This is a genomic window from Arthrobacter ruber, from assembly GCF_002954225.1.
In the GTDB taxonomy this organism is placed as follows: Bacteria; Actinomycetota; Actinomycetes; order Actinomycetales; family Micrococcaceae; genus Arthrobacter_D; species Arthrobacter_D ruber.
This window is the reverse complement of record NZ_PPTH01000011.1, coordinates 78,785-103,793: the sequence shown is the minus strand read 5'-3', so window position 1 is coordinate 103,793 and position 25,009 is coordinate 78,785. Positions and strand designations below refer to the sequence as shown.

Sequence of the window (25,009 nt, the reverse complement as noted above, 5' to 3'; positions counted from 1 at the left end):
CGAAGGCGTGGCGCACGTCGCAGCGGCGGCGGGCACAAATCCGGCGGTTTCCGCGTTATGCGATTCCGATGGAACCCGTCCGGAGGGCGGGGGTCGATGACGGGGGAAAGAGGCAGGTATGGCGATGGAACACCAGGCACAGCACGCAGCGGGCGACGACGGAGCATCCCGCGACCCGGGGCACCTCCGGCAGCACGGGGTCCGGCGGACCGCGCCCGGGTCCGGCCCGATGACGGCTTCGGCGACGGCGCTGATGACGCCGCCGGTCGACGAGGACGAGATCGAGGCCGCCGACTCGTTCGACCTGCCCGGAGCCGACCTCTCCAGCGAGGAGATCTCGGTGCAGATCCTCGCAGCGCAGGCCGACGAGTTCACCTGCGCATCGTGCTTCCTCGTGCGCCACCGCTCGCAGATCGCCCTGGACCGGGGCGGGAAGCTCTACTGCATGGACTGCGAGGGCTGAGCGCGAGGTGCGTCAGCGGGCGAGCGCGGCGACGAGACGCTCCGGGTTGCGCGAGGACGCGAGCCAGTAGGGCGTGCGGTCCGCCGGGTCCGTGACCTCGATACGCACCACGGGGGAGATCCATCCCCGGATGCAGAGGTAGGCGAGGCCGTTCAGGCCCGGACCGCGCTGGTAGGTGGCGTCGTCGCCGGTGAACCAGTCCACCGCCCCGAGATAGGCCCGCTCGATGCTCGCGCGGCCCACGGTCAGGGTGGTCGCGGTGACCGTGATGCGCGGTGTCGACAGGATGAGCAGCGTGAACACGATGATCGCGGTGACGGCTGCGGCGCCGAAGCCGACCTCCGCCGAGATGGGCGCGAACATCACGATCGTGGCCGAGGAGAAGCCCGCGGCGATCAGCCAGATCCACGGGGACGGCCACAGGCGCTCCTCGTAGAGGACGGCCTGGTCGGGGGTGTTCCGGGGGGCTTCCCCTGGCGCGCTGGACATGACACCAGCATTCCACCATTTGTCCGCTGACTCATCCCGGGCCGCCGCCGACGCCGAGGCAAAGGCGCTAAAGTGGGGGGCTGGTAACCGGATAGCTTGCGTGGGAGATGCGGTCAATGGGTACACAGCAGGACCTCCCGGTCCAGATCTTGATGCTCGACGACGGCTTGGAGCCCCCCGCTTATGCCACGGACGGCGACGCGGGCGCGGACCTCCGGACCGCCGTCGACGTCGTGCTGGCGCCGGGCGCGCGTGAGCTGGTCCCCACGGGTGTGGCGATGGCGCTGCCCACCGGCTACGTGGGCCTCGTCCACCCGCGCTCCGGTCTCGCCGCGCGACACGGAGTGACCATCGTCAACGCCCCCGGCACCATCGACGCCGGCTATCGCGGAGAGATCAAGGTCTGCCTCCTCAACACCGACCCCAGCGAGACCGTCCGCCTCACGCGCGGCGACCGCATCGCGCAGCTGGTCATCCAGCGCGTCGAACACGCCCGCTTCTCCGTGGTGCACGAGCTGCCGGCGAGCGTCCGCGGCACGGGTGGATTCGGCTCGACCGGCGGATTCACGACACCCGACGCCACGCTGACGGCCGTCGGCATCCCCGAGGGCGGCTGAACCCGCCCTGCGGGCCACGCAGCACGCCCCACGACACACCTCCCCGACCACGTAATCAGGAAAGGACCCCGGACATGGCTTTTGGGCGCCCCAGGAAGAAGAAGCAGGACGACGCCGACGCGTCCCCGATGCAGGACGCGCCGGCCGACGCCGCGGAGGCTCCGGATGCCGGGGACACGACGGCGACCGCGGGCGCCGGGGACGCCACCGGGAGCACGGAGGGCCGGCCCGGCGCCGATGTCCCCCGCGTGCCCGCCGGCCACGTCTCCAGCGCCGACTACGCCCGGGGCACGCTCGGACCGTTCGACGCCGCGGAGCAGGACACGGCGAGCGGATACATCGACCTGGGCGCCCTGCGGATCAACGCGGCCGAGGGCCTGCAGCTCCGCCTCGAAGTCGAGGAGCGCAGCAAGCGTGTCATCGCCGTGACACTGGACCTCGGCGGCTCGACGCTGCAGCTGCAGGCCTTCGCCGCCCCGAAGACCGAAGGACTCTGGGACGAGATCCGGGAGCAGATCGGCGCCTCGGTGGGCGCGCAGGGCGGCACCGTGGAGGAGCGGCCCGGACGCCTCGGGACCGAGCTGCTGGCGAAACTTCCCGCGCAGACCCCGGACGGCCAGGCGGGCTACCGCGTGGCCCGCTTCGTCGGTGTCAACGGTCCGCGCTGGTTCCTCCGCGGTGTGTTCGGCGGTCCCGCAGCGCTCGACCAGAACGCCGCAGCGCCCATCGAGGCGCTCTTCCGCAGCGTCGTGGTGGTGCGCGGCGAGCACCCCCTCCCGCCACGCGAGCTGCTGCCGCTCAAGCTGCCGAAGGACGCCGCAGCCGGCCCTCCCGCAGCCCCCGCCCCCGCGCGCCCGGACCTGAACCCTCTCGAGCGCGGTCCCGAGATCACCGAGACCCGCTAGAGCCCATGACCGCGCGGCAGTACGCCCCCGGTCCCGCCGATCCCCAGGGCCCGGCGGGCCGCTCCGTACCCGCATCGCAGGCGAGCCCCCGCCGCGCGGCCACCTCCGGGCAGGACGCCGCGGGCCCGGCGGCGTTCGGCGCTCCTGCACCCCTGCCGCAGCGCGGCAGGATCAAGGCACGCGGTGTCGTCGCCAGGATCACCATCGCCCCCGTCACGGCCCCGCCGTCGTTCGCCGTCCTCGCGAGGATCGAGTGGAACGGCACGCAGGAGGACGTGCGGCTCATGTGGATGGGTCAGCGGCGCGTCCCCGGCATCGAGGCCGGTGTCGCGCTGCGGTTCGAGGGGATGTTGAGCCGCGTCGGGGGCACCCCCACCGTGTACAACCCGCGCTACGAGATCATCGGACGTCCCGAGGAGTACTGAATGAGCAACCAGACATGAGCTATCCCATCGACGAGCCGGAGGCCGGTCGGCCCGTGCCCGCCGCGGGCGGCGCCGGCCCGGGTGCCCGTCCCTCGGCCGCTGCACCGGCCGGCGAGCAGGCGGGCCCGTCGGCGGCGGACCTCGCGACGCAGTACGCGGCGAAGTCCGGGGTGCGTCGCGGCGACTCCGGCCAGATCGACGTGCTGTCCTCGATCGGCGGCGTGCAGGGGCTGGCGGAGAGCATCGGCCCGGGGCTCGTGTTCACGGTGCTCTTCACCTTCACCACGGACCTCCAGGTCTCGCTGATCGCGGCGCTGGCCGTCTCGGCGGTCTTCACCGTGGTGCGGCTCGTCTCGCGGACACCCGTCACCCAGGCCGTGGCCGGGCTGATCGGGGTCGCCGTCTGCGCGTTCGTGGCGCTGCGTACCGGCAACGCCGAGGACTTCTTCCTCCCCGGGTTCTTCATCAACGCCGGCTACATCGTGGCGATGGTGGCCTCGGTGGTGTTCCGGTGGCCCTTCGCCGGACTCCTGTTCGGTTTCATCCGCAACGAGGGCATCGAGTGGCGCAAGGATCCTGCGCGCGTCCGCGCCTACGGCGTGGCGACCTGGATCATCGTCACGGTCCTCGCGCTGCGCCTCGTGGTGCAGGTGCCGCTGTACCTCGCGGAGAACGTCGCGGCCCTCGGTTCCACGCGTGTGGCGATGGGCCTGCCGCTCTACGCGCTCGGTCTCTGGCTCGCGTGGGTCGTGTCCCGGCCCGCCGTGCCGGCAGGCGCAGCCTCCGGTTCCGGGACGGCGGACTAGGGAGCCGCTGAGCGTCGGGTCGGCGTCGCGAAGCTTCCGACCGGTGACCCGGCGGCTAGTCCTCGGACCCGTCGCTGCGGGCGGAGAGGGCGATCCGCAGGTCGTCCTCCGCGGCGATCGCCGCGAGGAAGAACATCTCGTCGCCGCCCTCGACGACGTCGTCAGGGCTCGGCGTGACGGGGGAGTCGTCGCGCAGCACGGCCACGACGGCGCAGTCCTGGGGAAGGGCGATGGAGCCGATCGTACTGCCGACCAGGGGGGAGTCCGCGGGCACGGTGAACTCGACGATCGAGGACACCCCGGTCTGCAGCGTCAGCAGGCGCACGAGGTCGCCCACCTCCACGGCTTCCTCGACGAGGGCGGTCATCAGGCGCGGGGTGTTGACGGCCACGTCCACGCCCCAGGAGTCGTCGAACATCCAGTCGTTCTTCGGGTTGTTCACCCGGCCCACCGTGCGCCCCACCCCGAACTCGCTCTTGGCGAGCAGCGACACCACCAGGTTCACCTTGTCGTCGCCCGTTGCCGAGACCACGACGTCGGCCTCGTCGAGGCGGGCGTCCTTGAGCGTGGTCAGCTCGCAGGCGTCGCCGATCAGCCACTTCGCGCCCTTGAGGCCGCTGCGGCCGATGGCCTCCGGCTTCTCGTCGATCAGCAGGATCTCGTGCTTGTTGCCGAGCAGTTCCCGCGCGATCGAGGATCCCACGCTCCCTGCCCCGGCTATGACGACCCTCATCAGTCCTCCTCCTTCGGCGCCGCGGCGAGGATGCGCGTGATCTCGTCCGTCGCCGTCGTCCTCATCATGGCGTGCAGGGTGTCACCCTGCTGGTAGCTCGTGCCGGCCGTGGGCAGGATGCCCTCGCCGAAGCGCGTGACGTAGGCGATCCGCACGCCGCTCGCGGCCTCGATGCTCCTCAGGGATCTGCCGAGCCAGGCGTCGGCGAGTGCGAGCTCGGCGAGGATCAGCCGGCCCGAGGTCTCCCGGAAGTCGCCGTTGATGGTCTGCTCGGGCAGGATCCGCCGCAGCACCTGGTCGGCGCTCCAGCGGACCGCGGCCACCGTGGGGATACCGAGGCGCTGGTAGATCTCGGCGCGCCCCGGATCGTAGATACGGGCGACGACGTGCGGTACGTGGAACGTCTCCCTCGCCACGCGCGTGGCGAGGATGTTCGAGTTGTCACCGCTGGAGACGGCGGCGAAGGCGTAGGCGGTCTCGATCTCGGCGTGCTTGAGCGTCTCCCGGTCGAAGCCGACACCCGTGACCTTCCGCCCGCCGAACGAGGAGCGCAGCCGGCGGAACGCGCGGTCGTCCTGGTCGATGATCGCCACGGAGTGCCCGGACTCGTCGAGCGTGTGCGCCAGGCTGACGCCCACCCTGCCGCACCCCATGATCACGAAATGAGCCACCGAGGGCACCCCTGATTCCTGCTGTAGATCCTGCTGCCGACCCTGCCGTCCCGTGCCGTACCAGCACCAAGCCTAGTGGCTGGGCGCAGGCACGGACGCGCTAGTCTGGGCTGTGCTGACTTTTCTCGAGGCTGTCAAGAGGGTGCTGGTGGGCAAGCCCTTCGCCAGCGACAGGCTGAGGACCAGGAGCCTGCCGAAACGCCTCGCCCTGCCCGTGTACTCCGCAAGCGCCCTCTCGTCCGTCGCGTACGCCCCCGACGAGATCCTGCTGACCCTCGCCCTCGCCGGAGTGGCCTCGGTCGCCATCTCGCCCTGGGTAGGCCTGGCCGTCATCGCGGTGCTGCTCGTGGTCGTCGCCTCCTACCGCCAGGCCGTCCACGCCTACCCGTCCGGTGGTGGCGACTACGAGATCGCCAAGCGGAACATCGGCCCCCGGGCCGGCACCACCGTCGCGTCGGCCCTCATGATCGACTACCTGCTCACCGTGGCCGTCTCGGTGTCGGCGGCCGCGCAGTACGTCGTCTCGCTCGCCCCGGCGCTCGAGGGCGCCCGCGTGACCCTCGCCGTCGCGGGCGTCGCGGTGCTGGTGCTGCTGAACCTGCGCGGCGTCATGCGGGGCGTCCGTGCCCGCGCGGTCGTCACCTATGCCTTCCTCGCCGGGATCCTCGCCCTGTGCGCCACGGGCATCGTCCGGGCGCTCACGGGCTCGCTCGGGCAGGCGCCGAGCGCCCGGTTCGAGATCGTGCCCGAGGCGGCCCTCGACGCCGGCCTCGTGGGCCTGGCCGGCGGCCTGCTGATCCTGCGGGCGTTCTCGGCCGGCGCCGCGGCGCTGACCGGACTCGAAGGGCCGGCGTCGAACGTGCAGCGCTTCCAGGCGCCGCAGAGCCGCAACGCGGCGACCACCCTCCTGCTCGTGGGCGTCGTCTCCTCCGCGATGCTCGCGGGCGTCATCTACCTCGCCAACGCCACGCGCGTGCATGTGGTGCAGAACCCCGCGGCGCAGCTGCTCCTCGACGGACAGCCCGTCCCCGCCGACTACATCCAGGCGCCGGTCATCAGCCAGCTGGCCCGGACCGTCTTCGGAGCCGGATCCCCGGCCTTCTACGGTGTCGTCGCGGCGACGGCGCTGATCCTCCTGCTCGCCGGCCACGCGGCCTTCAACGCGTTCCCCGTGCTGGCCTCCATCCTCGCCAAGGACGGCTACCTGCCCCGGCAGCTGCGCACCCGGGGGGACCGGCTGACCTTCAGCAACGGCATCCTCCTGCTCGGGCTGGGCGCCGTGGTGCTGATCCTCGTCTTCCGTGCGGACGTGACAGCGCTGGTCCAGCTGTACATCGTGGGCGTGTTCGTCTCCTTCACGGGGGGACAGCTGGGTCTGGTCCGGCACTGGAGCCGGACCCTGCGCAGCACCGTCGGCGCTCAGGAGCGCTGGTCTATCCGCCGGTCGCTGGCCATCAACGCGCTCGGCTTCGGCCTCACCGCGGCCGTGCTCGTCGTCGTCCTCATCACCAAGTTCGAGTACGGGGCGTGGATCGCGGTGCTCGCCATGGCGATGCTCTTCGCCGTCATGCGCAGCATCAAGAAGCACTACGACGTGGTGGCCGCCGAACTCGCGATCGACGACGCCGTGCACCTGCGGGCCCTTCCCTCCCGGGTCCACGCCGTGATCCTCGTCTCCCACGTCCGGAAGCCGGTGCTGCGGGCGCTCGCCTTCGCACGAGCCTCACGGCCGTCCCGGCTCGATGCCATCACTGTGGACGTCGACCCCGCCCAGACCCGCCGCACCCTCGCCGACTGGGAGCGATACGAGATCCCCGTGCCCATCACGGTCCTCGCCTCGCCGTACCGCGACACCATCACCCCGATCCTCGACTACATCACCACCATGCGCAGGGATTCCCCGCGCGACCTGGTCGTGGTCTACATCCCCGAGTACGTGGTGGGAAAGTGGTGGGAGCAGCTGGTCCACAACCAGACCGCCCTCCGTATCAAGGCGCGCCTGCACTTCGTGCCCGGCGTGATGGTGGCCAGCGTGCCGTGGCAGCTCGCGTCCTCCGACGCGAGTCGGATCTACCAGGACCTGAAGTAGGAACACACGATGACAGACGCCGTACCACCCGCAGCACCAGCCGCTCCCGGGACCGCCCAGGCCGCGACGGCGGAGCTCACCGTCGAGCGGCCCGCACACGGCGGGCACTTCGTCGCCCGGCACGAGGGCCGTGTGGTCTTCGTCCGCCACGCGCTGCCGGGTGAGCGGGTGCGGGTGCGCTTCACCGAGACGGACGACGGCGCCAGCTTCTGGCGCGCCGACGTCGTCGAGGTACTCGAGGCCTCCCCGCACCGGGTGGTGCACCCCTGGCCCCTCGCTGATGCCCTCTTCACCGCCGCCCGCGGACGCGCGGCCGTGGGCGGCGCCGAGTTCGGGCACATCGCCCTCGACGAGCAGCGGCGCCTGAAGGCCGCCATCTTCGAGGAGCAACTCACCCGGCTCGCGCGGACCGAGCGCACGGTGACGGTGGAACCCGCCCCCGGCGAGACGGCGGACGGACTCGCCTGGCGCACCCGCGCGGCCTTCGCCGTGGACACCGCCGGCCGTCTGGCGATGCACCTGCACCGCTCCCACGCCGTCGCCCCGATCCGGGAGATGCCCCTGGCCGTCCCCGCGATCAACGGGCTGCGGCTCTGGACCCTCGACTTCTCCGGCATCGGACGCGTCGACGTCGCCGCGCCCTCGGGCGGGGGAGAGCCGCTGGTCCTCCTCGTGCCCGCAGCCGGTACGTCCCCGCGCCGCGTCGCAGCCGTGGCGGCCTCGATCGACGGCGCCTCGGTGGGTGTCCTGGATCCCGAGTCCGGCCAGGTGCAGCGCCTGAAGGGACGGACCTGGCTGCAGGAGAGCGTGCTGGGCCTCGACTACCGCGTCACGGGGGCCGGCTTCTGGCAGATCCACCGCGGCGCGCCGGAGGCCCTCGCCTCCGCTGTGCTCGACGGACTCCGGCCCGCCACGGGGGAGCGGGTCGCCGACCTCTACGCCGGTGCGGGACTGTTCACCGTCCCGCTGGCGCGCGCGGTAGGGCCCGGGGGTGCGGTGCTGTCGGTCGAGGGATCGCCCGGGACGAGCCGGGACGCCAAGCGCAACCTGCACGGACAGGACCACGTGTCGATCGTGCAGGGCCGCGTGGATGCCGTCCTGGGCCGGTGGTCCGAGCCGCTCGACGCCGTCCTGCTCGACCCGCCGCGTGCCGGGGCGGGGAAGAAGGTGGTCCGGCAGATCCTCGCAGCCAACCCGCGGGCCGTCGGCTACGTGTCCTGCGACCCGGCGTCGTTCGCCCGCGACCTCGGCTACTTCCTCGCCGCCGGCTGGTCGCTCGACACCCTGCGCGTCTTCGACCTCTACCCCCACACCCACCACATGGAGTCCTTCGCACGGCTCCTGCCACCGTCCGCCTGAGGTATCGCCACACGATGGCAATGGCACCTCGTCCGAAGCCCGAACGTTAGAGTTAAGAACAGTCAACGGCGATTCCTTCGCCACGCCGAACGAACCGAGGAGGCGCCGATGGGACTTCTGGAGACTATCCACGGCCCGCAGGACCTGAGCAAGCTCAGCGACGCGCAACTGACGTCACTCGCCAAAGAGATCCGCGCCTTCCTGGTCAGCAATGTCTCGCGGACGGGCGGTCACCTGGGCCCCAACCTGGGCGTGGTCGAACTGACCCTCGGCATCCACCGCATCTTCGACTCGCCCCGCGACAGCATCATCTTCGACACCGGACACCAGTCCTACGTGCACAAGCTCGTCACGGGCCGCCACGACTTCAGCTCGCTGCGCCAGCAGGGCGGACTGTCCGGCTACCCGTCACGCGCCGAGTCGGTGCACGACGTCGTCGAGAGCTCGCACGCCTCGTCCTCCCTCTCGTGGGCCGACGGCATCTCCCGCGCCCGCGTCCTGAACGGCGAGGGCGACCGCTACACCGTGGTGCTCGTGGGGGACGGCGCCCTGACGGGCGGCATGGCCTGGGAAGCCCTCAACAACATCGCCGCGGACAAGCGGCGCCGCGTGGTGATCGTGGTCAACGACAACGGCCGCTCCTACGCACCGACCATCGGCGGTGTGGCCGACTACCTCGCGTCCCTGCGCCCCACCCTCGACTCCGTGCGCACGCACCGCGTCTACGAGCGCACCCTCGACTGGGTCAAGCAGCGCATGCACGACGGCGGGACGGTGGGCGAGTTCAGCTACAAGAGCCTGCACGCCATGAAGAAGGGCATCAAGGACTGGTGGGCGCCCCAGGGCCTGTTCGAGGACCTCGGGATGAAGTACGTGGGTCCGGTGGACGGCCACGACCAGTCGGCCGTCGAGCAGGCCCTGCAGCTCGCCAAGAACTACGAGGGGCCGGTGATCGTCCACGCGATCACCGAGAAGGGCCACGGCTACGCGCCGGCCCGCGCCCATGAGGCGGACCAGTTCCACGCCGTCGGTGTGATCGACCCCGAGACCGGCGAACCCGTGGACGTCGCGGGCCAGCAGTCCTGGACCTCCGTCTTCGCGAACGAGATCGCCGACATCGCCGACGAGCGCCCCGACATCGTCGGGATCACCGGCGCCATGCTCATCCCCGTGGGGCTCCACCGCTTCGCGGCCCGTCATCCGGACCGCGTGTTCGACGTCGGCATCGCCGAGCAGCACGCGCTCACGAGCGCCGCCGGCATGGCGTTCGGCGGGCTGCACCCGGTGATCGCCCTGTACGCGACCTTCCTCAACCGCGCCTTCGACCAGCTGCTCATGGACGTGGCCCTGCACAAGGCGGGCGTCACGGTGGTCCTGGACCGTTCCGGTGTCACGGGGCCGGACGGCGCGAGCCACCACGGCATGTGGGACCTCGCGCTGCTGCAGGCCGTCCCCGGCCTGCACCTCGCCGCCCCGCGCGACGCCACCCGGCTCCGGGAGGAGCTGCGCGAGGCCGTCGCCATCGGCGACGCCCCGAGCGTGGTGCGCTACTCCAAGGGGTCGGTCGGAGCCGAGGTCGAGGCGATCGAGCGCCTGGACGACGGCGTGGACGTCCTCTCCCGCCGGCCCGCCGGTTCCCGGACCAACGACGTCCTGATCGTCAGCGTCGGCGCCATGAGCGAGCTGGCCCTCGACGTGTCGAACCGGCTCGGCGCCCAGGGCATCAGCTCCACCGTCATCGATCCGCGCTGGCTCCTGCCCGTCCGTCGGTCCGTGATCGACCTCGCGGCCGAGCACCGCATCGTGATCGTCATCGAGGACGGCGTCCGTGCCGGCGGCGTCGGCTCGAGGATCCGCCAGGAGATGCGCTCGGCGGGCGTGGACACCGCGCTCAACGAGGTGGGCCTGCCGGTCGAGTTCCTCGACCACGGCTCCCGCAACCAGGTCCTGGAGCGCGTGGGCCTCACGGCGCAGCAGATCACGCACGACGTCGTCGCGCAGGTCCTCGGCACCAAGGTGCCCGTCGCGCGTCCGCTCGCGGGGGATTCCACACCCGTGACCGGGCAGCTCCCCAAGCACTGACCGCGGGATCCGGCGGTGTCCGGCACGGTGCTCCCGGCCGGGACACCCGTGCCCGGCCGCGGTTCCCGACCGTCGCCCCGCCGGGCCGGCCGGGCGGGCTCGCCGATGCGCGGGAGCCGCAGGCGGGAGGTGGTGTGAGATAATGGCGAAGGCCGACGAGGGAACCACATTCCCGCGCCGGTCCAGTGACAGGCTTCCGTTCCGCCGGCGATGCTTCCGTCCTACCGAGTCCGCCCCGTCGGCGGAAGTAGGCCGAATCCGCTGTCGGGACCCACCGTCCACCCGGACGGCTGAGGTGGAAAAGCGCCACTGGTCTCCGAGTGATTCCGCACCCCCATGACGGTGTGACCTCGGGCGACATGACAACGACTTCCGGTCAGCCGCCGGGCGAAGGGCCCGCGGCGGGCCGACATACCGCCCTGGAGGGTGCCGGAATGTGGCCGGTGCCGCAGGGGCTTGGAGCGAGCACCCATGGATCAGTCAGAACAGCTGGGGAACGAACAGAACGCGGCCGCAACGGCAGAAGCGCCCGAGCAGGCCGCGCCGGCGAAGGCCCCGCGGAAGCGACGCACCGCCAGCGCCCCAGCCGGGGCGCCACCCGCCCTCACGGGATCCCTGCCCGACGCCGGGCCCGATGCCGAGGTCGAAGCCGCCGCTCCGGTCCGCAAGCGGGCTACCCGGACGCGCAAGCCCGTCGTCGTGACGGACGAGACAGTCACGGACGCAGCACCGGCGCAGGCCGCCGTCGTCGAGGCCGCAGGCACCACCGACGCCGATGCAGCACCCGAGGCACCCGCGGCCCCGGCCCGCGCGACCCGCACGCGTCGTCGCGCCGCCACGGCTGAGGCGGGCCCCGCCCGCCCCGTCGAGCAGCCTCCCGTCGCCGCGGCCCCCACCGAGCCCGTCGTCGAGGCTGCACCGGCCGTCGAGCCCGGGACCGCCGTGGAGGACGCCGAGGGCACCGAGGAGAAGCCGGCACGCGCGCGCCGTACCTCCACCAGAAGCCGCAGCCGCCGCGCGTCCGAACCGGTCCAGCAGGACGACGCCTCCTCGCCCGCCGCCGACGCGGCCGCTGCCCCGACGGCGTCCGGCCCGGAAGCGCCCGCCGCGGACGACGCGCAGGACCCCGACGACGCGCAGGACTCCCGGAGCACCGTGGACCAGCCGGCCCCGGTGGCCGCAGCCGACCCCTTCGCCGTCCCGGAATCGCCGCTCTCGCTCCTGTTCCACGCACCGGATCTCAGCACTGTCACCGTGCCGGCCGTCAAGGTCACCCCTCCCGCCGAGGAGGACGCCGACGAGGACGCCGAGGACCCCGGACGCCGGTCGCGGAGGAGCCGCCGCAGCAGGACCCGCGGCCGCGGCGACGCCGGCCAGACCGAGCCCGGCGCGGAGGACGCCGAGGCGGACGGACCGGACGAGCAGGCCGGATCGAACGGCCCGGAGAACGGCGCGGGCGTCACGTCACGCCGCCGCCGCCGTCGTCGTCGTGGCGACCAGGACCTCGAACTCTCCGGCGGCGACGACGACGACCCGCCCAACACCGTCACGCGTGTCCGCGCCCCCCGCCAGTCCAGCGAGCCCGTGTCCGATCGCGTGACCAGCGTCCGCGGCTCCACGCGGCTCGAGGCGAAGAAGCAGCGGCGCCGCGAGTCCCGGGACACGGGCCGCCGCCGACAGGTCATCACCGAGGCGGAGTTCCTCGCCCGCCGCGAGTCCGTGGACCGGCAGATGATCGTTCGCCAGCGCGACGACAGGATCCAGATCGGCGTCCTCGAGGACGGCATCCTCGCCGAGCACTTCGTCTCCCGGACGCAGCAGGACTCGCTGATCGGCAACGTCTACGTCGGCAAGGTGCAGAACGTCCTGCCGAGCATGGAAGCGGCGTTCGTGGACATCGGACGGGGTCGCAACGCCGTCCTGTACGCCGGTGAGGTCAACTGGGACGCTGCGGGCCTCGAGGGCCAGCCGCGCCGCATCGAGCTCGCGCTGAAGTCGGGCGACCCCGTGCTGGTGCAGGTCACCAAGGACCCGGTGGGTCACAAGGGCGCCCGGCTCACGAGCCAGATCTCGCTCCCCGGCCGCTACCTCGTGTACGTGCCCGGCGGGTCGATGACGGGTATCTCCCGCAAGCTGCCCGACGTCGAGCGCAACCGCCTGAAGCGGATCCTGAAGGACCGCCTGCCCGAGAACGCCGGCGTGATCGTCCGCACCGCGGCCGAGGGCGCGAGCGAGGAGGAGCTGACGCACGACGTCAACCGCCTGCGCGCCCAGTGGGAGGAGATCGAGCGCAAGGCCGGCTCCACCAAGACCCTGGCACCCGAGCTGCTGTACGGTGAGCCCGACCTCACCATCAAGGTGGTGCGCGACGTCTTCAACGAGGACTTCTCCAAGCTGGTCGTGTCCGGCGAGGAGGCCTGGGACACCATCGAGGCCTACGTCATGTACGTGGCCCCGGACCTCGTGGGCAGGCTCGAGAAGTGGACGGGCGACGAGGACATCTTCGCCGCGTCGCGCATCGACGAGCAGATCTCCAAGGCACTCGAGCGTAAGGTCTTCCTGCCCTCGGGCGGATCCCTCGTGATCGACCGCACCGAGGCCATGACGGTGGTGGACGTCAACACCGGCAAGTTCACCGGCAGCGGCGGGAACCTCGAGGAGACCGTCACCAAGAACAACCTGGAGGCCGCGGAGGAAGTGGTCCGGCAGCTCCGCCTCCGCGACATCGGCGGCATCATCGTGATCGACTTCATCGACATGGTGCTCGAGGCGAACCGCGACCTCGTGCTGCGCCGGCTGGTGGAGTGCCTCGGCCGCGACCGGACCAAGCACCAGGTGGCCGAGGTGACCTCCCTCGGGCTCGTCCAGATGACGCGCAAGCGCATGGGCACGGGCCTGCTCGAGGTCTTCGGTGAGGACTGCGAGCACTGTGCGGGCCGAGGCGTCGTGACCCACATGGAGCCCGTGGAGCACCGCCGGACCGCGCCCGCGCCCGAGAGCACGCCGCAGGTGCGCCAGGACCGGGTGTCCCGGAGCGAGCGCAAGCGGAACCGCGGACGCGGAGGCCAGCAGGACGAGGGCCTGGTGCTGCCCGCCGCCGTCGCACCCGTGGCCGAGAGCCCCGACCGCGCTGCGAAGGCGGAGGCGGCGCGCGCCGCCCTGGCGAGCATCGCCGCCGCGACGCACCACGCTCAGGAGGAACAGGGCACGGAGGCTGCTGTCGAGGCCGCCGTCCAGGTGACGGAGGCCGTGCTCACCTTCAACGGCGAGACGGTGACCCTGCCCCGTGCGGAGGGCCGGAACCAGGACGGCCGGGACCGGGAGGTCCCGCCGTCGACCCGCCTGACACTGGACAGCCTGAGCGAGGCCTTCAACAGGAAGCCGGCCGACGACGCAGCAGCGGCACCCGCAGCAGAGCCCGGGGAAAGCGCGGGGGACGACGTGCAGGAGGATCCCGTGGCCCCGGTCCGGGCGGTGTCCGGCCCGCCGGCCGCAGCGGTGGCCGACGAGGCGCGGGTTCGCGCTGCGTCGCGGCCCGGAGCGCCCACGGAGGTGGTGGAAGCGCCTGCCCGCCGTACGCGCCCCCGCAGGGTCGCCCGCAGCGCCCAGGGCGCTGCGGACACCACCATCGAGACGCAGGTCGCGGAGCCCGCCGGTGACCCCACCGGCACCCGGCACGTCGCCAAGGCGCCCGTGGCGGCACGGAAGCCCGAGGCATCGGCAGCCGAGCCGCTGATCTTCGGTGTCGGCGTGCCCGCCTCGGAGCTGTAGGGGCGGCACGGGGCCGTAGAGGCCAGGGAGAGGGAACGCCGGGGTCCACGGGGACTCCGGCGTTCCTGTGTCCGGGAATCGGCCGGCGCGGGCGCCGTCCCGCCCGCTGATTTGCGGGATGGTGCCGTACTGCCGTAATCTGGACCCTCGGTGCACTTGCCTGTCAACCGGCATGTCCGGCGGCAACGGTGGGGGATGCACGCACGCAGATGTCCTTCGGATCTCGGCAGCCCAGGCTGCGGTGTCCGGGACGCGCACAGCGAATCCCGCACGGGGAGCAAGCTCCAGGATCGCTGCCGAAGCGCACCCAGGTTTTTTCATCAGAAGTCAAGAATGTCGAGAGAAGTGAGTTCCCAAGTGGTGTACGCGATTGTCCGCGCAGGCGGCCGCCAAGAAAAGGTTTCTGTAGGAGACCTCGTTACCCTTGACCGCGTCACCGGTCAGGCCGGAAGCACGTTCAAGCTTCCCGCCCTCCTTCTGGTAGACGGCGCCAAGATCACCTCCGCAGCGGAGGACCTCGAGAAGGTCACCGTCACTGCCGAGATCATCGAGAATCTTCGTGGACCGAAGATCGTCATTCAGAAGTTCAAGAACAAGACCGGCTACAAGAAGCGCCAGGGTCACCGTTCGGAACTGACCCGCGTCAAAATCACAGGCATCGCGTAGTCCCTTCGGGCTATCGTTCGGTCAAGCAGACACTTCAGCGAAGGCAGGCATAACTCATGGCACATAAGAAGGGCGCAAGCTCCACTCGCAACGGCCGCGACTCGAACGCGCAGTTCCTCGGCGTGAAGCGCTTCGGCGGTCAGGTCGTCAAGGCCGGCGAGATCATCGTCCGCCAGCGCGGCACCCACTTCCACCCGGGCGCCAACGTGGGACGCGGCGGGGACGACACCCTGTTCGCCCTCGAGGCCGGTGCCGTCGAGTTCGGCACGCGTCGCGGACGCAAGGTCGTCAACATCGTCGGAGCAGCAGCAGAGTAATTCTGCCTGTACACGGTGCGAGAAGCATTCGGGTGGGGTGAGCCTCTACGGCTCGCCCCACCTTCTTTTAAGCCGATTAGACTCGGCACAGCGAGACATTTGTAGAAGGAGACCACCGTGGCGAGCTTCGTTGACCGCGTAGTCCTGTACGTATCCGGAGGCACCGGTGGCCATGGCTGCGTCTCCGTCCACCGCGAGAAGTTCAAGCCCCTGGGCGGGCCCGACGGCGGCAACGGCGGCGACGGCGGCAACGTGATCCTCCGCGTCGACCACCAGACCACCACCCTGCTCGACTACCACCACGCCCCGCACCGCCACGCCACCAACGGCGGCAACGGCATGGGCGACTGGCGCGGAGGCAAGAGCGGGGAGACCCTGATCCTGCCCGTCCCGGACGGCACGGTCGTCAAGACGAAGGACGGCGAGGTCCTCGCCGACCTCGTCGGCGAGGGCACGGAGTTCGTGGCCGCCGCCGGCGGACAGGGCGGCCTCGGCAACGCAGCCCTGTCCTCCCAGAAGCGCAAGGCACCCGGATTCGCCCTCCTCGGCATCCCGGGCGACGAGCGGGACGTCGTCCTCGAACTGAAGTCCATTGCGGACATCGCGCTGGTCGGTTTCCCGTCGGCCGGCAAGTCGAGCCTGATCGCCGCCATGTCGGCCGCACGGCCGAAGATCGCCGACTACCCCTTCACCACCCTCGTACCCAATCTCGGTGTCGTCGAGGCCGGCTCCACGCGGTTCACCATCGCCGACGTCCCGGGCCTCATCGAGGGTGCGAGCGAGGGCAAGGGCCTCGGCCACCACTTCCTGCGCCACGTGGAGCGCTGCGCGGCCCTCGTGCACGTCCTGGACTGCGCCGCACTCGAGACCGACCGCGATCCGCTGGCCGACCTCGCGATCATCGAACGCGAACTGGACAAGTACTCGGTGGACATGAGCTTCGCGGGACCCGACGGCGACGTCGTACCCCTGAACGAGCGCCCGCGGCTCATCGCGCTCAACAAGGTCGACGTCCCCGACGGACGCGACATGGCGGACTTCGTCCGTGCCGACCTCGAGGCCCGTGGCTACCGCGTCTTCGAGGTGTCCGCCTCCAGCCACGAGGGGCTGCGCGGGCTCGGCTTCGCCATGGCGGAGATCGTCGAGAACGCCCGCAAGGCCGTGGCGACCGCGCCCCCGAAGGTGGCAGCGCCCGTCCTGCGCCCCCGCGGCGTCAATGCGGCCTCGTTCCGGATCCGGCACGAGGAGAAGGACGCGCTGCCGCTGTTCCGCGTGCTCGGGGAGAAGCCCGAGCGCTGGGTGAAGCAGACCGACTTCACCAACGACGAGGCCGTCGGCTTCCTCGCGGACCGCCTCGCCAAGCTCGGCGTGGAGGAGCAGCTGTTCAAGACCGGGGCCAAGCCCGGCGACACCGTGGTGATCGGCGAGGGCGACGGCGTCGTCTTCGACTGGGAGCCCACCATGATGGGCGGCGCCGAGCTGCTCGCCGGCCCGCGCGGCTCCGACCTCCGCCTGGCCGAGTACGTCCGGCCCACGCGCGAGCAGAAGCGCGAGGAGTACCAGGAGCGCAAGGAGGCGAAGGCCGCCGCGCGCGCGGACCTCGAGGCGGACCGCAGGGCGGGGATCTGGACCGAGTCCGTGCAGAACCGTTCGAAGACCGCCCCTGCCCCGCAGGAAGCGGACGGCGAGGGGGACTGACGCGGTGGGACCGGAGCAGTCGCGCCGGCCCCTGCCGTCCCGCGCGGGGCTGGCGGCCGCGGGCAGGATCATCGTCAAGGTCGGGTCGTCGTCGCTGACGTCCGTCTCGGGAGGCATCTCCGGTCAGGCCCTCGTGGGCCTCGCCGACGTCCTCGCGGAGCGGCGCGTCGCCGGCACGGAGATCATCCTGGTGTCCTCCGGGGCGATCGCCGCGGGCCTCGCGCCCCTCGGCCTCGCCCGGCGCCCGTCCCAGCTGGACACCCAGCAGGCTGCCGCGAGCGTGGGGCAGGGCCTGCTGATGGCGCAGTACTCGCAGGCCTTCGCTGCCCACGGCGTCACGGTGAGCCAGATCCTGCTCACCGCCGACGACCTCATCCGGCGCTCCCACTACGCCAATGCGCACCGTGCGATGGAGCGGCTCCTGAACTTCGGCGTCGTGCCCATCGTCAACGAGAACGACACCGTCGCCAGCCACGAGATCCGCTTCGGCGACAACGACCGCCTCGCTGCGCTGGTCGCGCACCTGGTGAAGGCGGAGGCGCTCGTGCTGCTGTCCGACGTCGACGCGCTGTACGACGGGCCGCCCGCCGCCGGCGCGCGCCGCATCCCGCTCGTCGCCTCACCGTCGGACCTCGACGGCGTCACGATCGGGCGGGCCGGCAGGGCCGGTGTGGGCACGGGCGGCATGGTCACGAAGGTCGAGGCCGCCACCATCGCCGCGTCCTCCGGCATCCCCGCCCTCGTCACGTCCACGGCGAACGCCGCGGCGGCCCTGCGCGGCGACGACGTCGGGACGTGGTTCACGCCGACCGGCAAGCGCCAGCCCATCCGCCTGCTGTGGCTGGCCCACCTCGCCCGCGTCCTCGGCACCCTGGTGCTCGACGACGGCGCCGTGCGCGCGGTGGGCGAGCGGCGCCGGTCGCTGCTGCCGGCCGGTGTGGTGGACGTCTCGGGCGTCTTCGAGGCCGGGGATCCGGTGCAGCTCGTCAGCGGCGACGGGACGGTGGTGGCGCGCGGCCTCGTGAACTACAGCTCCGCCGAGCTCCCGCGGATGCTGGGACGGTCCACGCACGAGCTCGCCGACGAGCTCGGGGCCGAGTACGAGCGCTCGATCGTGCACGTCAACGACCTCGTGGTGCTGCAGGCCGCTGCCGCGTCATGAAGCACCCCCGGGAGGTCGGCGGACAGGGTCCTCGCTAGACTGCTGGCATGACCGACCTGCAGGCCGAGACCACCCCCCGGACCGACGACGCCGAGGCCCTGTCCCCGGAACAGCTCACGACGGCCGTCCACGCCATCGCGGACCGGGCGCGCGTCGCCTCGCGTGTCCTCGGGCGCGCCAACCGGACCCGCAAGGACCGGGTCCTCCTCGCCGTCGCCGCCGCCCTCGTCGCGCGACGCGACGTCGTCCTGGCCGCGAACCGCACCGACGTCGAGCGCGGCCGTGCCTCCGGTACCTCCGCCTACCTGCTGGACCGGCTCAGCCTCGATCCGGCGCGGATCGACAAGCTCGCCGACGCCCTGACGGAGCTCGCCGCGCTCCCGGACCCCGTCGGCACCGCGGTCCGTGCCGAGACACTCCCGAACGGGCTGAGGATGCGGCAGGTCCGCGTGCCGCTCGGCGTCGTCGCCGCCATCTACGAGGCGCGCCCCAATGTCACGGTGGACATCGCAGGTCTCGCCCTCAAGAGCGGCAACGCCGTGATCCTGCGTGGAGGCAGTGCGGCCGCGGCCACGAATGCCGCGCTGGTCGGGATCATCCGCGACACCCTCGAGGACCACGGCCTGCCCGACGACGCCGTCCTCACCGTCGACGAGTTCGGCAGGGAGGGCGCCCAGGTGCTGATGCAGGCCCGCGGGCGGATCGACGTCCTGATCCCGCGGGGCGGGCGCGAGCTGATCCAGTCGGTCGTGACCACCGCGCGCGTCCCCGTCATCGAGACGGGGGAGGGCAATGTGCACATCCTGCTCGACGAGAGCGCGGACGAGGAGATGGCGGTCGACATCCTGCTCAACGCCAAGACCCAGCGTCCCAGTGTCTGCAACACCGTGGAGACGCTCCTCGTCCACAGCCGGTCGCGTGCCGCGGCCGCCGTCCTCGCCGCCCTCGTGCGTGCCGGGGTGGTCCTGCACGTGGACGAGCGCTCACGCGCGCTGCTGCCCGCCGGGGCCGACGCGCCGCCGGCGACGGAGGACGACTGGGGGCGCGAGTACATGCAGCTCGATCTCGCCGTGCGGACGGTCGACAGCGTCGACGAGGCGCTGCAGCACATCCGGCGGTGGAGCACAGGACACAGCGAGGCCATCATCACCGACAGCCTGGCGTCGGCCGAGGAGTTCATCGCCGGCGTCGACTCCGCCGCCGTGCTGGTCAACGCCTCGACCCGCTTCGTCGACGGCGGTGAGCTCGGTCTCGGCGCCGAGGTGGGGATCTCCACGCAGAAGATGCACGCCCGCGGTCCCATGGGCCTGGCGGAGCTGACCACGACCAAGTGGATCGTGCAGGGGGAGGGGCAGGTCCGTCGCTGAGGCCCCCGTCCGCGGGGAGGACGCGGTCCGGTTGCGCGTACCATTGAAGCAAATGCCCGCGCCGGGCCCGGACGGACCGGCGGAACCTGACCCGACAGGGGAATCACGATGCTCTACTCCCTCGGCAGCGCACTGCTGGCGACCGAAGCCATGGAACACCACACCGAACTGCCGATGCCCGCCATCGCGTACGGTCTGATCGCCATGGGCATCCTGCTCACCCTGATGGTCGTCACGCTGTCCTTCTCCAACGTCCGGAATCGCCACGAGGCCGTCGAGGAGCACATCGACCCGCACAAGCAGCACGCCAACAACCACGACCACGGCGAAGCGAACCGGCTCTAGCGGTCCAGGTGGTAGCGGACAGCATCCAGCGGGACGCCATGGGCGGCCCTCAGCAGCGGCACCGGGACGGATCGCGCTGGCGACTCGGCGTCATGGGCGGGACCTTCGACCCGATCCACCACGGCCACCTCGTCGCGGCCAGCGAGGTCGCCACGGTCTTCGACCTCGACGAGGTGGTGTTCGTGCCCACGGGGCAGCCGTGGCAGAAGGCCGACAAGGACGTCGAGGCGGCGGAGCACCGCTACCTGATGACGGTCATCGCCACCGCCTCGAATCCCAGCTTCACGGTGAGTCGCGTGGACATCGACCGGCCGGGTCCCACCTTCACGATCGACACGCTGCGCGACCTGAAGGCGGAGCGGCCGGACGCGCAGCTGTTCTTCATCACCGGTGCCGACGCGATGGCGCAGATCCTCACGTGGAAGGACGCGGAGGAACTGTGGTCCCTCGCGCACTTCATCGGCGTCACGCGGCCCGGCCACGAGCTGAACGGGCGGGGACGCGACGTCAGCCTGCTGGAGGTCCCGGCCATGGCCATCTCGAGCACCGACTGCCGGCGCCGCGTGGGCGAGGGCAAGCCGGTCTGGTACCTGGTGCCCGACGGCGTCGTCCAGTACATCGCCAAGCACCGCCTGTACCGGCGCGCGGCACCGTCCGGAGGCCGGCTGCCCCGGCGCCCCGAGGGCGAGGAAGTCTTCCCGGCGGAGGGGAAGCACGGGGGCAACCCCAGCACCGTACACCAACCGACCGGGTGAAGAGGCGATGGGCAAGGCGAGCGACGACGCACGGGTCACCGGGGACCGAGCGGACCGTGCCGAGTCAGGGGGACTCGGGATGACAGGCAGCACCGGCCCCGCCTCCGTCGATGACGGAGCGCACCGGACGACCGTGGACAGCGCCGCGCGTCGCAGCAGGATGGCAGCGGAGGTGTCGGCCGACTCCGTACCGGAGGCTGCGGTGGAGCGCGCGTCGCAGACACGAGCCCGCTACGGGGAGGCGCCGAGGGCGTCCCACACCCTTGCCGAGGCGCAGGACCCCGAGCAGAGCGGCGTACGCGTCGAGATGCCTACCCGGCGGCAGTTGAGGCTGCAGCAGGCGCAGGGTCGGGCAGTGTTGCCCCGGCCCCTGACCGAAGGGCTGGTCGCCGTGACCCCGACGGATTCCGCCTCCATGGCTGACCGACCGGGTGCGACCGCTGCCGGGGCAGCACCGACGCCGGTCCCCGGCGGGCGCCGGGATCGACGTCGGCGGAGCGATCGCCCAGCAGATGGGACGCCGGACACGCCCGCGGGTGTCTCCGGCGGCGGATCCGACAGGGCGGTCGACGATGCGGTTGATGGTAGGCGCACCGAGGAGTTAAGCGTCGAGGAGGCCCTCGCCGCGCGTCACGCGATCGCCGAGGAGGCGAGGGAGCTCGTCGCCGGGCTCCGGACCGCCGGCACCGACGATCCGTTCATCGTGGACGCCGGGCTGCTGGCGCAGCAGAAGGCGCTCGCCGAGCGGGCCGCGCTCCTGAACAGTCGGGCTCGTGCGACGGAGGAGCGGCCCTCGCGGCCGAACGAGCAGCCCACGGTGGCGGTGAACGACCCGACGACGGCACACAACCTGTCGATCGTCGCACCGCCCGAGTTCGTCCAGGTCCCGGGCGGGTCCCAGGCCGTCCTGCGGGCGCCGGCCACCTCCTCCGTGCCGGTGGTGTTCCTACATCCCGCGCCGTCTTCTCCCACCCCGTCCGCGGAGGGCGCCGAGGGAGGGGGCGTCGGCACACCCGCCCGGGTGGATCCCGACGAGACCGAACCGGTCGGGGCGCGAAGCGCCTTCGGCCTGGATCCCCTCGACGCGATGACCGCAGGCCTCGGCAGGCTGCGCCGTATCCGCCTCATCCAGTATTCGCTGCTCGGTGCGGGCGCGGCGGCACTCTCAACCGGAATAGTATTGACAGTCAGCTCCCTCAATGGGTGAAACCGCTGGCACCACACAAGGAGATCAGTGAGCGCTACCGAAGAGTCCATCAGCATCGCCCGCACCGCGGCGCACGCCGCCGTGGACAAGATTGCCCAGGACATCATCGCCATCGACGTCAGTGACCGGCTCGCCATCACGGATATCTTCCTGATCGCGTCCGCACCCAGCGAGCGCCAGGTGAACGCGATCGTCGACGGCATCGAGGAGGAACTCTCGAAGCAGGGCCTCAAGCCCGTACGGCGGGAAGGGCGCAGCGAGGGCCGCTGGGTCCTGCTCGACTACGCCCAGGTGGTCGTCCACGTGCAGCACGAGGAGGACCGCGTGTTCTACGCCCTCGACCGCCTCTGGAAGGACTGCCCGTCCGTCGACCTCCAGCTCGAGGGTGCGCTGCAGAGCTCACCTCAGACCGCAGCGTCCGACGCCGCCGAGTGACGCGATATCCCCACGCGGATCCGGCAGCCCGCCGCGTCATCTTCTGGCGCCACGGCCGTACGGAGTGGAACCGCTCCGGCCTGTTCCAGGGCCAGGAGGACATCGACCTGGACGAGACGGGCCGTGAGCAGGCGGCTCGTGCTGCCGAGGTGCTCGTCACCCGGCAGCCGGCGATGATCGTCTCGTCCGACCTCCGGCGGGCCGCCGACACGGCGGCCGCCCTCGCCGGGCTCAGCGGCGTCCCGGTGTCCTTCGACGAACGCCTGCGCGAGACGGACGCCGGCCAGTGGCAGGGTCTGTCCTTCGCCGAGATCGACGAGAGGTTCGCCGAGGACAACGCCGCCTGGCGTGGGGGAGACCCCGAGGTGCGCGCCGGCGGCGCGGAGAACCGGATCGATGTCGGTGACCGCATGCTGGCGGCGGTCACGGCTGCCGTCGCTCGCATCGAACCCGCGGAGACCCTCGTGGTGGTCAGCCACGGTGGAGCGATCAGGGCTGCGCTGGCGGCACTCATGGGGCTGCCGCCGAGGCGCTGGGGTTCCCTTGCCGGCCTGTCCAACTGTCACTGGTCCGAGGTCCACGAGGTCGTGGGCAGGGCCGATGCGCTTTTCTCGTGGCAGCTGACGGAGCACAACGTGGGACTCGGCTCGCTGCCGGTGGAGCCGCTCGAAGGGTGAGACCGGCAGGGTGGTCGATTTGGCGAAGCGGCCAGAATTTACTACACTGAACAAGTTGCTTCGGCGGGGTGAAGACCTCCGGGAGCAGCGAAGCACGGGGCTATGGCGCAGCTGGTAGCGCACCTGCATGGCATGCAGGGGGTCAGGGGTTCGAATCCCCTTAGCTCCACAACGAACCGCCGGACCACAGGGTGAAAGCCCTGATCCGGCGGTTTTTTGTCGTGCAGCCGAGAAAGATGTCGACGGCCCAGCCGGTCCGCCGCCAGCGCGGCGGGCGACGCGCGACCAATGACCCGGCCGTAGAACCGACGCGAGGGCAGGGCCGTCAGTCCTGGTTCCTCCGTCGTCGCCGGCTGGTTCACCACGTCGGTCGCAGGGCTCCGCGCACGGGGCGTCGCCGCGGTGCAGACCGGGATGCGCCGTCCTGCAGGTGAGCCTGCCTTCAGCGGCGGGTGCGCGGCCGGGAGTAGCGGCGGGTCAGGTCGGTCAGTGCCAGGATGGCGATGATGATCGAGACGGCGACGGCGGCAAGCATCACGTAGAGCCCCGCCAGCATCGCCATGGGGGAACTCGCGTCCCGCAGGAACCCGATCCCTCCGACCGCTCCCACGACCCAGAACAGGGCCACGCCGACCAGAGCCGCGATCGACGGCAAGGCCCCTCCGTTGTCCTTCAACCACTGCGTCGGTCGTGCCGATTCGAGTCCCATGAGCGCCATGCTCCAAGTGTCCGGCTTCGAGGTGGCAGGGCTACTGTCGACACGTCTCGGTTGGGTCACAGTTGAGGTCCGGCCCGGATCTCCCAGCGCCTTGTGATTCCGAGGTTCGCCCGCGCGCCGGTGATGGTTACTGCAGCAGCCAGCGCACGGCGTGGTCCCGGCCCGTGAAGAACCGGACGTCGGTCGCGGTCCTCACGGTGAACGCGGCCAGCATGCGGTCCACGGCGTCGCGCCCGAGGATCGCGATGCGCGCGGGGTGCTCGTACGCGTGGATCGCCTCACGTGCCTCACGGGTCACGTCCTCGAGGGCGGTGACCTCCACCAGGAGCGGCAATCCCCGCCGGCCGGAGGAGGTGAGAGCGGAACCGACCTGCGCGATATCCGCCCGGTCGATGACGAGGCGCGGTTGCCAGCACAAGTGGAGCGCGAAGGGCAGGACCCTCAGGGAGAACCGGGCCTCGTCCTCGGACGTCGCGTGATCAGGGCGAGCATCCAGTACGTCCGTATCCACTTCCAGCGAGCGCCTTCCACGCGTCCCGGCCGCGCTTCGCAGTGCCGGCGGGACATCCGATGAACCGCCCTGCGGCGGCGGACCGCGCGGAGGGGCGCGAACCGGAATCCATTCGGAGCAGGAGAGGCGGGCGGATGGGTCGACAGCAGCTGATCGTCAGAGGCGCCAAGCCGGCTGGCCGTCCCACAGGCCGCACTGGTTGATGGTGTCGATGAGCTCCCGGACTCCCGGGGCGAGCGTGGGCAGGCCGTCCTCGACGGCGATCAGCGGAGCGTAGTGCCGCAGCTCCGCCATCTCGTTCGCGAAGTGGAGTGCACGGGCGTGGTCGACGGTGAGGCCCACGCCGCCCGCGGCCACCGCTTCGAGGGCCGATTGCGCCCTGCCGAAGAGCACGGCGTGTGCAAGGTCGGCCGCCGCAGTGGCCGGATCCTGCTCGGCCGCCCGGTTCCAGGTGCGCAGAACCACGTCCTGCTTCACACGTACGCCGACCACTTCCGAGTCGAATGCCATGGCTTCCCCCGATGCTCCCTCGCTGAATAGAGGCTCCAGCGTCGCAGCCGCCGGTTCCCGCCAACAAGACGCCGCGAGGTGAAAGCGGAAGTTGTTAGCCGCCCGTTACCTGCGCACGGCCGCGTTGATGGGTCGTCCACCGGGGCGCGCCGTGCCAGACTGGGACGCATGTGTCCACGTTTCGCGAAGTCGCACGCACGCACCACCAGCTCGAGCAGCAATCCGCCGGTC

Annotated in this window: 25 protein-coding genes and 1 tRNA gene; 20 read left to right on the top strand and 6 right to left on the bottom strand. The window is 71.4% G+C overall.

Features of this window, described 5'->3' with window-relative positions:
- Nucleotides 1-118: 118 nt before the first annotated feature.
- Nucleotides 119-463: a DUF4193 family protein gene (locus tag CI785_RS02430; RefSeq protein ID WP_240614959.1), complete on the top strand. Its 345-nt coding sequence runs from the start codon at nt 119-121 to the stop codon at nt 461-463.
- A 12-nt stretch (nt 464-475) separates the two neighbouring features.
- Here the strand turns inward: CI785_RS02430 and CI785_RS02425 are convergent, their stop codons facing one another.
- A complete protein-coding gene (locus CI785_RS02425; protein WP_105030499.1) occupies nt 476-952 on the bottom strand; it encodes a DUF3093 domain-containing protein in 477 nt (158 codons plus the stop codon).
- 116 nt (nt 953-1,068) lie between these two features.
- On the opposite strand from CI785_RS02425, the gene dut reads away from it, so the two are divergent.
- From dut to CI785_RS02405, 4 genes are all read left to right on the top strand, one after another.
- Nucleotides 1,069-1,569 (top strand): dUTP diphosphatase, encoded by a 501-nt coding sequence (gene dut, locus CI785_RS02420; RefSeq protein ID WP_240614958.1) that lies wholly within the window; start codon nt 1,069-1,071, stop codon nt 1,567-1,569.
- Between the two features lie 74 nt (nt 1,570-1,643).
- The gene (locus CI785_RS02415; RefSeq protein ID WP_105030497.1) at nt 1,644-2,474 is read left to right on the top strand and encodes a DUF3710 domain-containing protein; all 831 of its coding nucleotides are present in this window, start codon (nt 1,644-1,646) and stop codon (nt 2,472-2,474) included.
- Nucleotides 2,475-2,479: 5 nt separating this feature from the next.
- Entirely contained in the window at nt 2,480-2,899 is a 420-nt protein-coding gene (locus CI785_RS02410; RefSeq protein ID WP_240614957.1) for a hypothetical protein, read from the top strand.
- A 14-nt stretch (nt 2,900-2,913) separates the two neighbouring features.
- Nucleotides 2,914-3,705: a DUF3159 domain-containing protein gene (locus tag CI785_RS02405; protein WP_105030496.1), complete on the top strand. Its 792-nt coding sequence runs from the start codon at nt 2,914-2,916 to the stop codon at nt 3,703-3,705.
- 55 nt (nt 3,706-3,760) lie between these two features.
- On the opposite strand, the gene CI785_RS02400 is transcribed toward CI785_RS02405, so the two are convergent.
- Together CI785_RS02400 and CI785_RS02395 are read right to left on the bottom strand one after the other, a co-directional pair.
- On the bottom strand, nt 3,761-4,438 hold the full coding sequence (locus CI785_RS02400) for a potassium channel family protein (protein ID WP_105030495.1): 678 nt from the start codon (nt 4,436-4,438) through the stop codon (nt 3,761-3,763).
- A complete protein-coding gene (locus CI785_RS02395; RefSeq protein ID WP_105030591.1) occupies nt 4,438-5,109 on the bottom strand; it encodes a potassium channel family protein in 672 nt (223 codons plus the stop codon). Before CI785_RS02395 ends, CI785_RS02400 begins: the two co-directional genes overlap by 1 nt.
- 112 nt (nt 5,110-5,221) lie before the next feature.
- Here CI785_RS02395 and CI785_RS02390 point away from each other — a divergent pair, with 112 nt between their 5' ends.
- From CI785_RS02390 to CI785_RS02320, 15 genes are all read left to right on the top strand, one after another.
- Nucleotides 5,222-7,198 carry an APC family permease gene (locus tag CI785_RS02390; RefSeq protein WP_105030494.1) on the top strand — a complete coding sequence of 659 codons (1,977 nt, stop codon included), beginning with the start codon at nt 5,222-5,224 and terminating at the stop codon, nt 7,196-7,198.
- A gap of 9 nt (nt 7,199-7,207) precedes the next feature.
- Nucleotides 7,208-8,557, top strand: a complete 1,350-nt coding sequence (locus CI785_RS02385; protein ID WP_105030493.1) for a class I SAM-dependent RNA methyltransferase — start codon at nt 7,208-7,210, stop codon at nt 8,555-8,557.
- A 108-nt stretch (nt 8,558-8,665) separates the two neighbouring features.
- A complete protein-coding gene (dxs, locus tag CI785_RS02380) occupies nt 8,666-10,639 on the top strand; it encodes a 1-deoxy-D-xylulose-5-phosphate synthase (protein ID WP_105030492.1) in 1,974 nt (657 codons plus the stop codon).
- A gap of 471 nt (nt 10,640-11,110) precedes the next feature.
- Nucleotides 11,111-14,410 (top strand): Rne/Rng family ribonuclease, encoded by a 3,300-nt coding sequence (locus tag CI785_RS02375; RefSeq protein WP_105030491.1) that lies wholly within the window; start codon nt 11,111-11,113, stop codon nt 14,408-14,410.
- Nucleotides 14,411-14,767: 357 nt separating this feature from the next.
- A complete protein-coding gene (gene rplU, locus CI785_RS02370; RefSeq protein WP_104179459.1) occupies nt 14,768-15,076 on the top strand; it encodes a 50S ribosomal protein L21 in 309 nt (102 codons plus the stop codon).
- Between the two features lie 56 nt (nt 15,077-15,132).
- The gene (gene rpmA, locus CI785_RS02365; protein ID WP_087073579.1) at nt 15,133-15,393 is read left to right on the top strand and encodes a 50S ribosomal protein L27; all 261 of its coding nucleotides are present in this window, start codon (nt 15,133-15,135) and stop codon (nt 15,391-15,393) included.
- 117 nt (nt 15,394-15,510) lie between these two features.
- Nucleotides 15,511-17,091, top strand: a complete 1,581-nt coding sequence (gene obgE, locus CI785_RS02360; protein WP_105030490.1) for a GTPase ObgE — start codon at nt 15,511-15,513, stop codon at nt 17,089-17,091.
- A gap of 4 nt (nt 17,092-17,095) precedes the next feature.
- Nucleotides 17,096-18,253 carry a glutamate 5-kinase gene (proB, locus tag CI785_RS02355; protein ID WP_105030489.1) on the top strand — a complete coding sequence of 386 codons (1,158 nt, stop codon included), beginning with the start codon at nt 17,096-17,098 and terminating at the stop codon, nt 18,251-18,253.
- Nucleotides 18,254-18,300: 47 nt separating this feature from the next.
- On the top strand, nt 18,301-19,620 hold the full coding sequence (locus CI785_RS02350) for a glutamate-5-semialdehyde dehydrogenase (RefSeq protein ID WP_105030488.1): 1,320 nt from the start codon (nt 18,301-18,303) through the stop codon (nt 19,618-19,620).
- Between the two features lie 108 nt (nt 19,621-19,728).
- Nucleotides 19,729-19,965: a hypothetical protein gene (locus tag CI785_RS02345; RefSeq protein ID WP_105030487.1), complete on the top strand. Its 237-nt coding sequence runs from the start codon at nt 19,729-19,731 to the stop codon at nt 19,963-19,965.
- A 38-nt stretch (nt 19,966-20,003) separates the two neighbouring features.
- Nucleotides 20,004-20,720, top strand: coding sequence for a nicotinate-nucleotide adenylyltransferase (gene nadD, locus CI785_RS02340; RefSeq protein WP_105030590.1), 717 nt, complete (start codon nt 20,004-20,006; stop codon nt 20,718-20,720).
- A gap of 79 nt (nt 20,721-20,799) precedes the next feature.
- On the top strand, nt 20,800-21,927 hold the full coding sequence (locus CI785_RS02335; protein WP_157940130.1) for a hypothetical protein: 1,128 nt from the start codon (nt 20,800-20,802) through the stop codon (nt 21,925-21,927).
- A 27-nt stretch (nt 21,928-21,954) separates the two neighbouring features.
- Entirely contained in the window at nt 21,955-22,362 is a 408-nt protein-coding gene (rsfS, locus tag CI785_RS02330; protein ID WP_105030485.1) for a ribosome silencing factor, read from the top strand.
- Nucleotides 22,359-23,039: a histidine phosphatase family protein gene (locus CI785_RS02325; RefSeq protein ID WP_205753545.1), complete on the top strand. Its 681-nt coding sequence runs from the start codon at nt 22,359-22,361 to the stop codon at nt 23,037-23,039. Before rsfS ends, CI785_RS02325 begins: the two co-directional genes overlap by 4 nt.
- 96 nt (nt 23,040-23,135) lie before the next feature.
- Nucleotides 23,136-23,208: transfer RNA gene (locus tag CI785_RS02320), tRNA-Ala, on the top strand.
- Nucleotides 23,209-23,481: 273 nt separating this feature from the next.
- On the opposite strand, the gene CI785_RS02315 is transcribed toward CI785_RS02320, so the two are convergent.
- The 3 genes from CI785_RS02315 to CI785_RS02305 form a co-directional block, all read right to left on the bottom strand.
- Nucleotides 23,482-23,757: a hypothetical protein gene (locus CI785_RS02315; protein ID WP_105030484.1), complete on the bottom strand. Its 276-nt coding sequence runs from the start codon at nt 23,755-23,757 to the stop codon at nt 23,482-23,484.
- Between the two features lie 127 nt (nt 23,758-23,884).
- On the bottom strand, nt 23,885-24,268 hold the full coding sequence (locus CI785_RS02310) for a hypothetical protein (RefSeq protein WP_105030483.1): 384 nt from the start codon (nt 24,266-24,268) through the stop codon (nt 23,885-23,887).
- A 156-nt stretch (nt 24,269-24,424) separates the two neighbouring features.
- On the bottom strand, nt 24,425-24,778 hold the full coding sequence (locus CI785_RS02305) for a hypothetical protein (protein ID WP_105030482.1): 354 nt from the start codon (nt 24,776-24,778) through the stop codon (nt 24,425-24,427).
- Nucleotides 24,779-25,009 lie beyond the last annotated feature (231 nt).

Bases quoted from the DNA above. Each gene is read 5' to 3' on its own strand.
- CI785_RS02430 (WP_240614959.1), top strand. From the start codon at position 119: ATGGCGATGGAACACCAGGCACAGCACGCAGCGGGCGACGACGGAGCA.
- CI785_RS02425 (WP_105030499.1), bottom strand. From the start codon at position 952: ATGTCCAGCGCGCCAGGGGAAGCCCCCCGGAACACCCCCGACCAGGCC.
- dut (WP_240614958.1), top strand. From the start codon at position 1,069: ATGGGTACACAGCAGGACCTCCCGGTCCAGATCTTGATGCTCGACGAC.
- CI785_RS02415 (WP_105030497.1), top strand. From the start codon at position 1,644: ATGGCTTTTGGGCGCCCCAGGAAGAAGAAGCAGGACGACGCCGACGCG.
- CI785_RS02410 (WP_240614957.1), top strand. From the start codon at position 2,480: ATGACCGCGCGGCAGTACGCCCCCGGTCCCGCCGATCCCCAGGGCCCG.
- CI785_RS02405 (WP_105030496.1), top strand. From the start codon at position 2,914: ATGAGCTATCCCATCGACGAGCCGGAGGCCGGTCGGCCCGTGCCCGCC.
- CI785_RS02400 (WP_105030495.1), bottom strand. From the start codon at position 4,438: ATGAGGGTCGTCATAGCCGGGGCAGGGAGCGTGGGATCCTCGATCGCG.
- CI785_RS02385 (WP_105030493.1), top strand. From the start codon at position 7,208: ATGACAGACGCCGTACCACCCGCAGCACCAGCCGCTCCCGGGACCGCC.
- dxs (WP_105030492.1), top strand. From the start codon at position 8,666: ATGGGACTTCTGGAGACTATCCACGGCCCGCAGGACCTGAGCAAGCTC.
- CI785_RS02375 (WP_105030491.1), top strand. From the start codon at position 11,111: ATGGATCAGTCAGAACAGCTGGGGAACGAACAGAACGCGGCCGCAACG.
- rpmA (WP_087073579.1), top strand. From the start codon at position 15,133: ATGGCACATAAGAAGGGCGCAAGCTCCACTCGCAACGGCCGCGACTCG.
- CI785_RS02350 (WP_105030488.1), top strand. From the start codon at position 18,301: ATGACCGACCTGCAGGCCGAGACCACCCCCCGGACCGACGACGCCGAG.
- CI785_RS02345 (WP_105030487.1), top strand. From the start codon at position 19,729: ATGCTCTACTCCCTCGGCAGCGCACTGCTGGCGACCGAAGCCATGGAA.
- nadD (WP_105030590.1), top strand. From the start codon at position 20,004: ATGGGCGGCCCTCAGCAGCGGCACCGGGACGGATCGCGCTGGCGACTC.
- CI785_RS02335 (WP_157940130.1), top strand. From the start codon at position 20,800: ATGACAGGCAGCACCGGCCCCGCCTCCGTCGATGACGGAGCGCACCGG.
- CI785_RS02315 (WP_105030484.1), bottom strand. From the start codon at position 23,757: ATGGCGCTCATGGGACTCGAATCGGCACGACCGACGCAGTGGTTGAAG.
- CI785_RS02305 (WP_105030482.1), bottom strand. From the start codon at position 24,778: ATGGCATTCGACTCGGAAGTGGTCGGCGTACGTGTGAAGCAGGACGTG.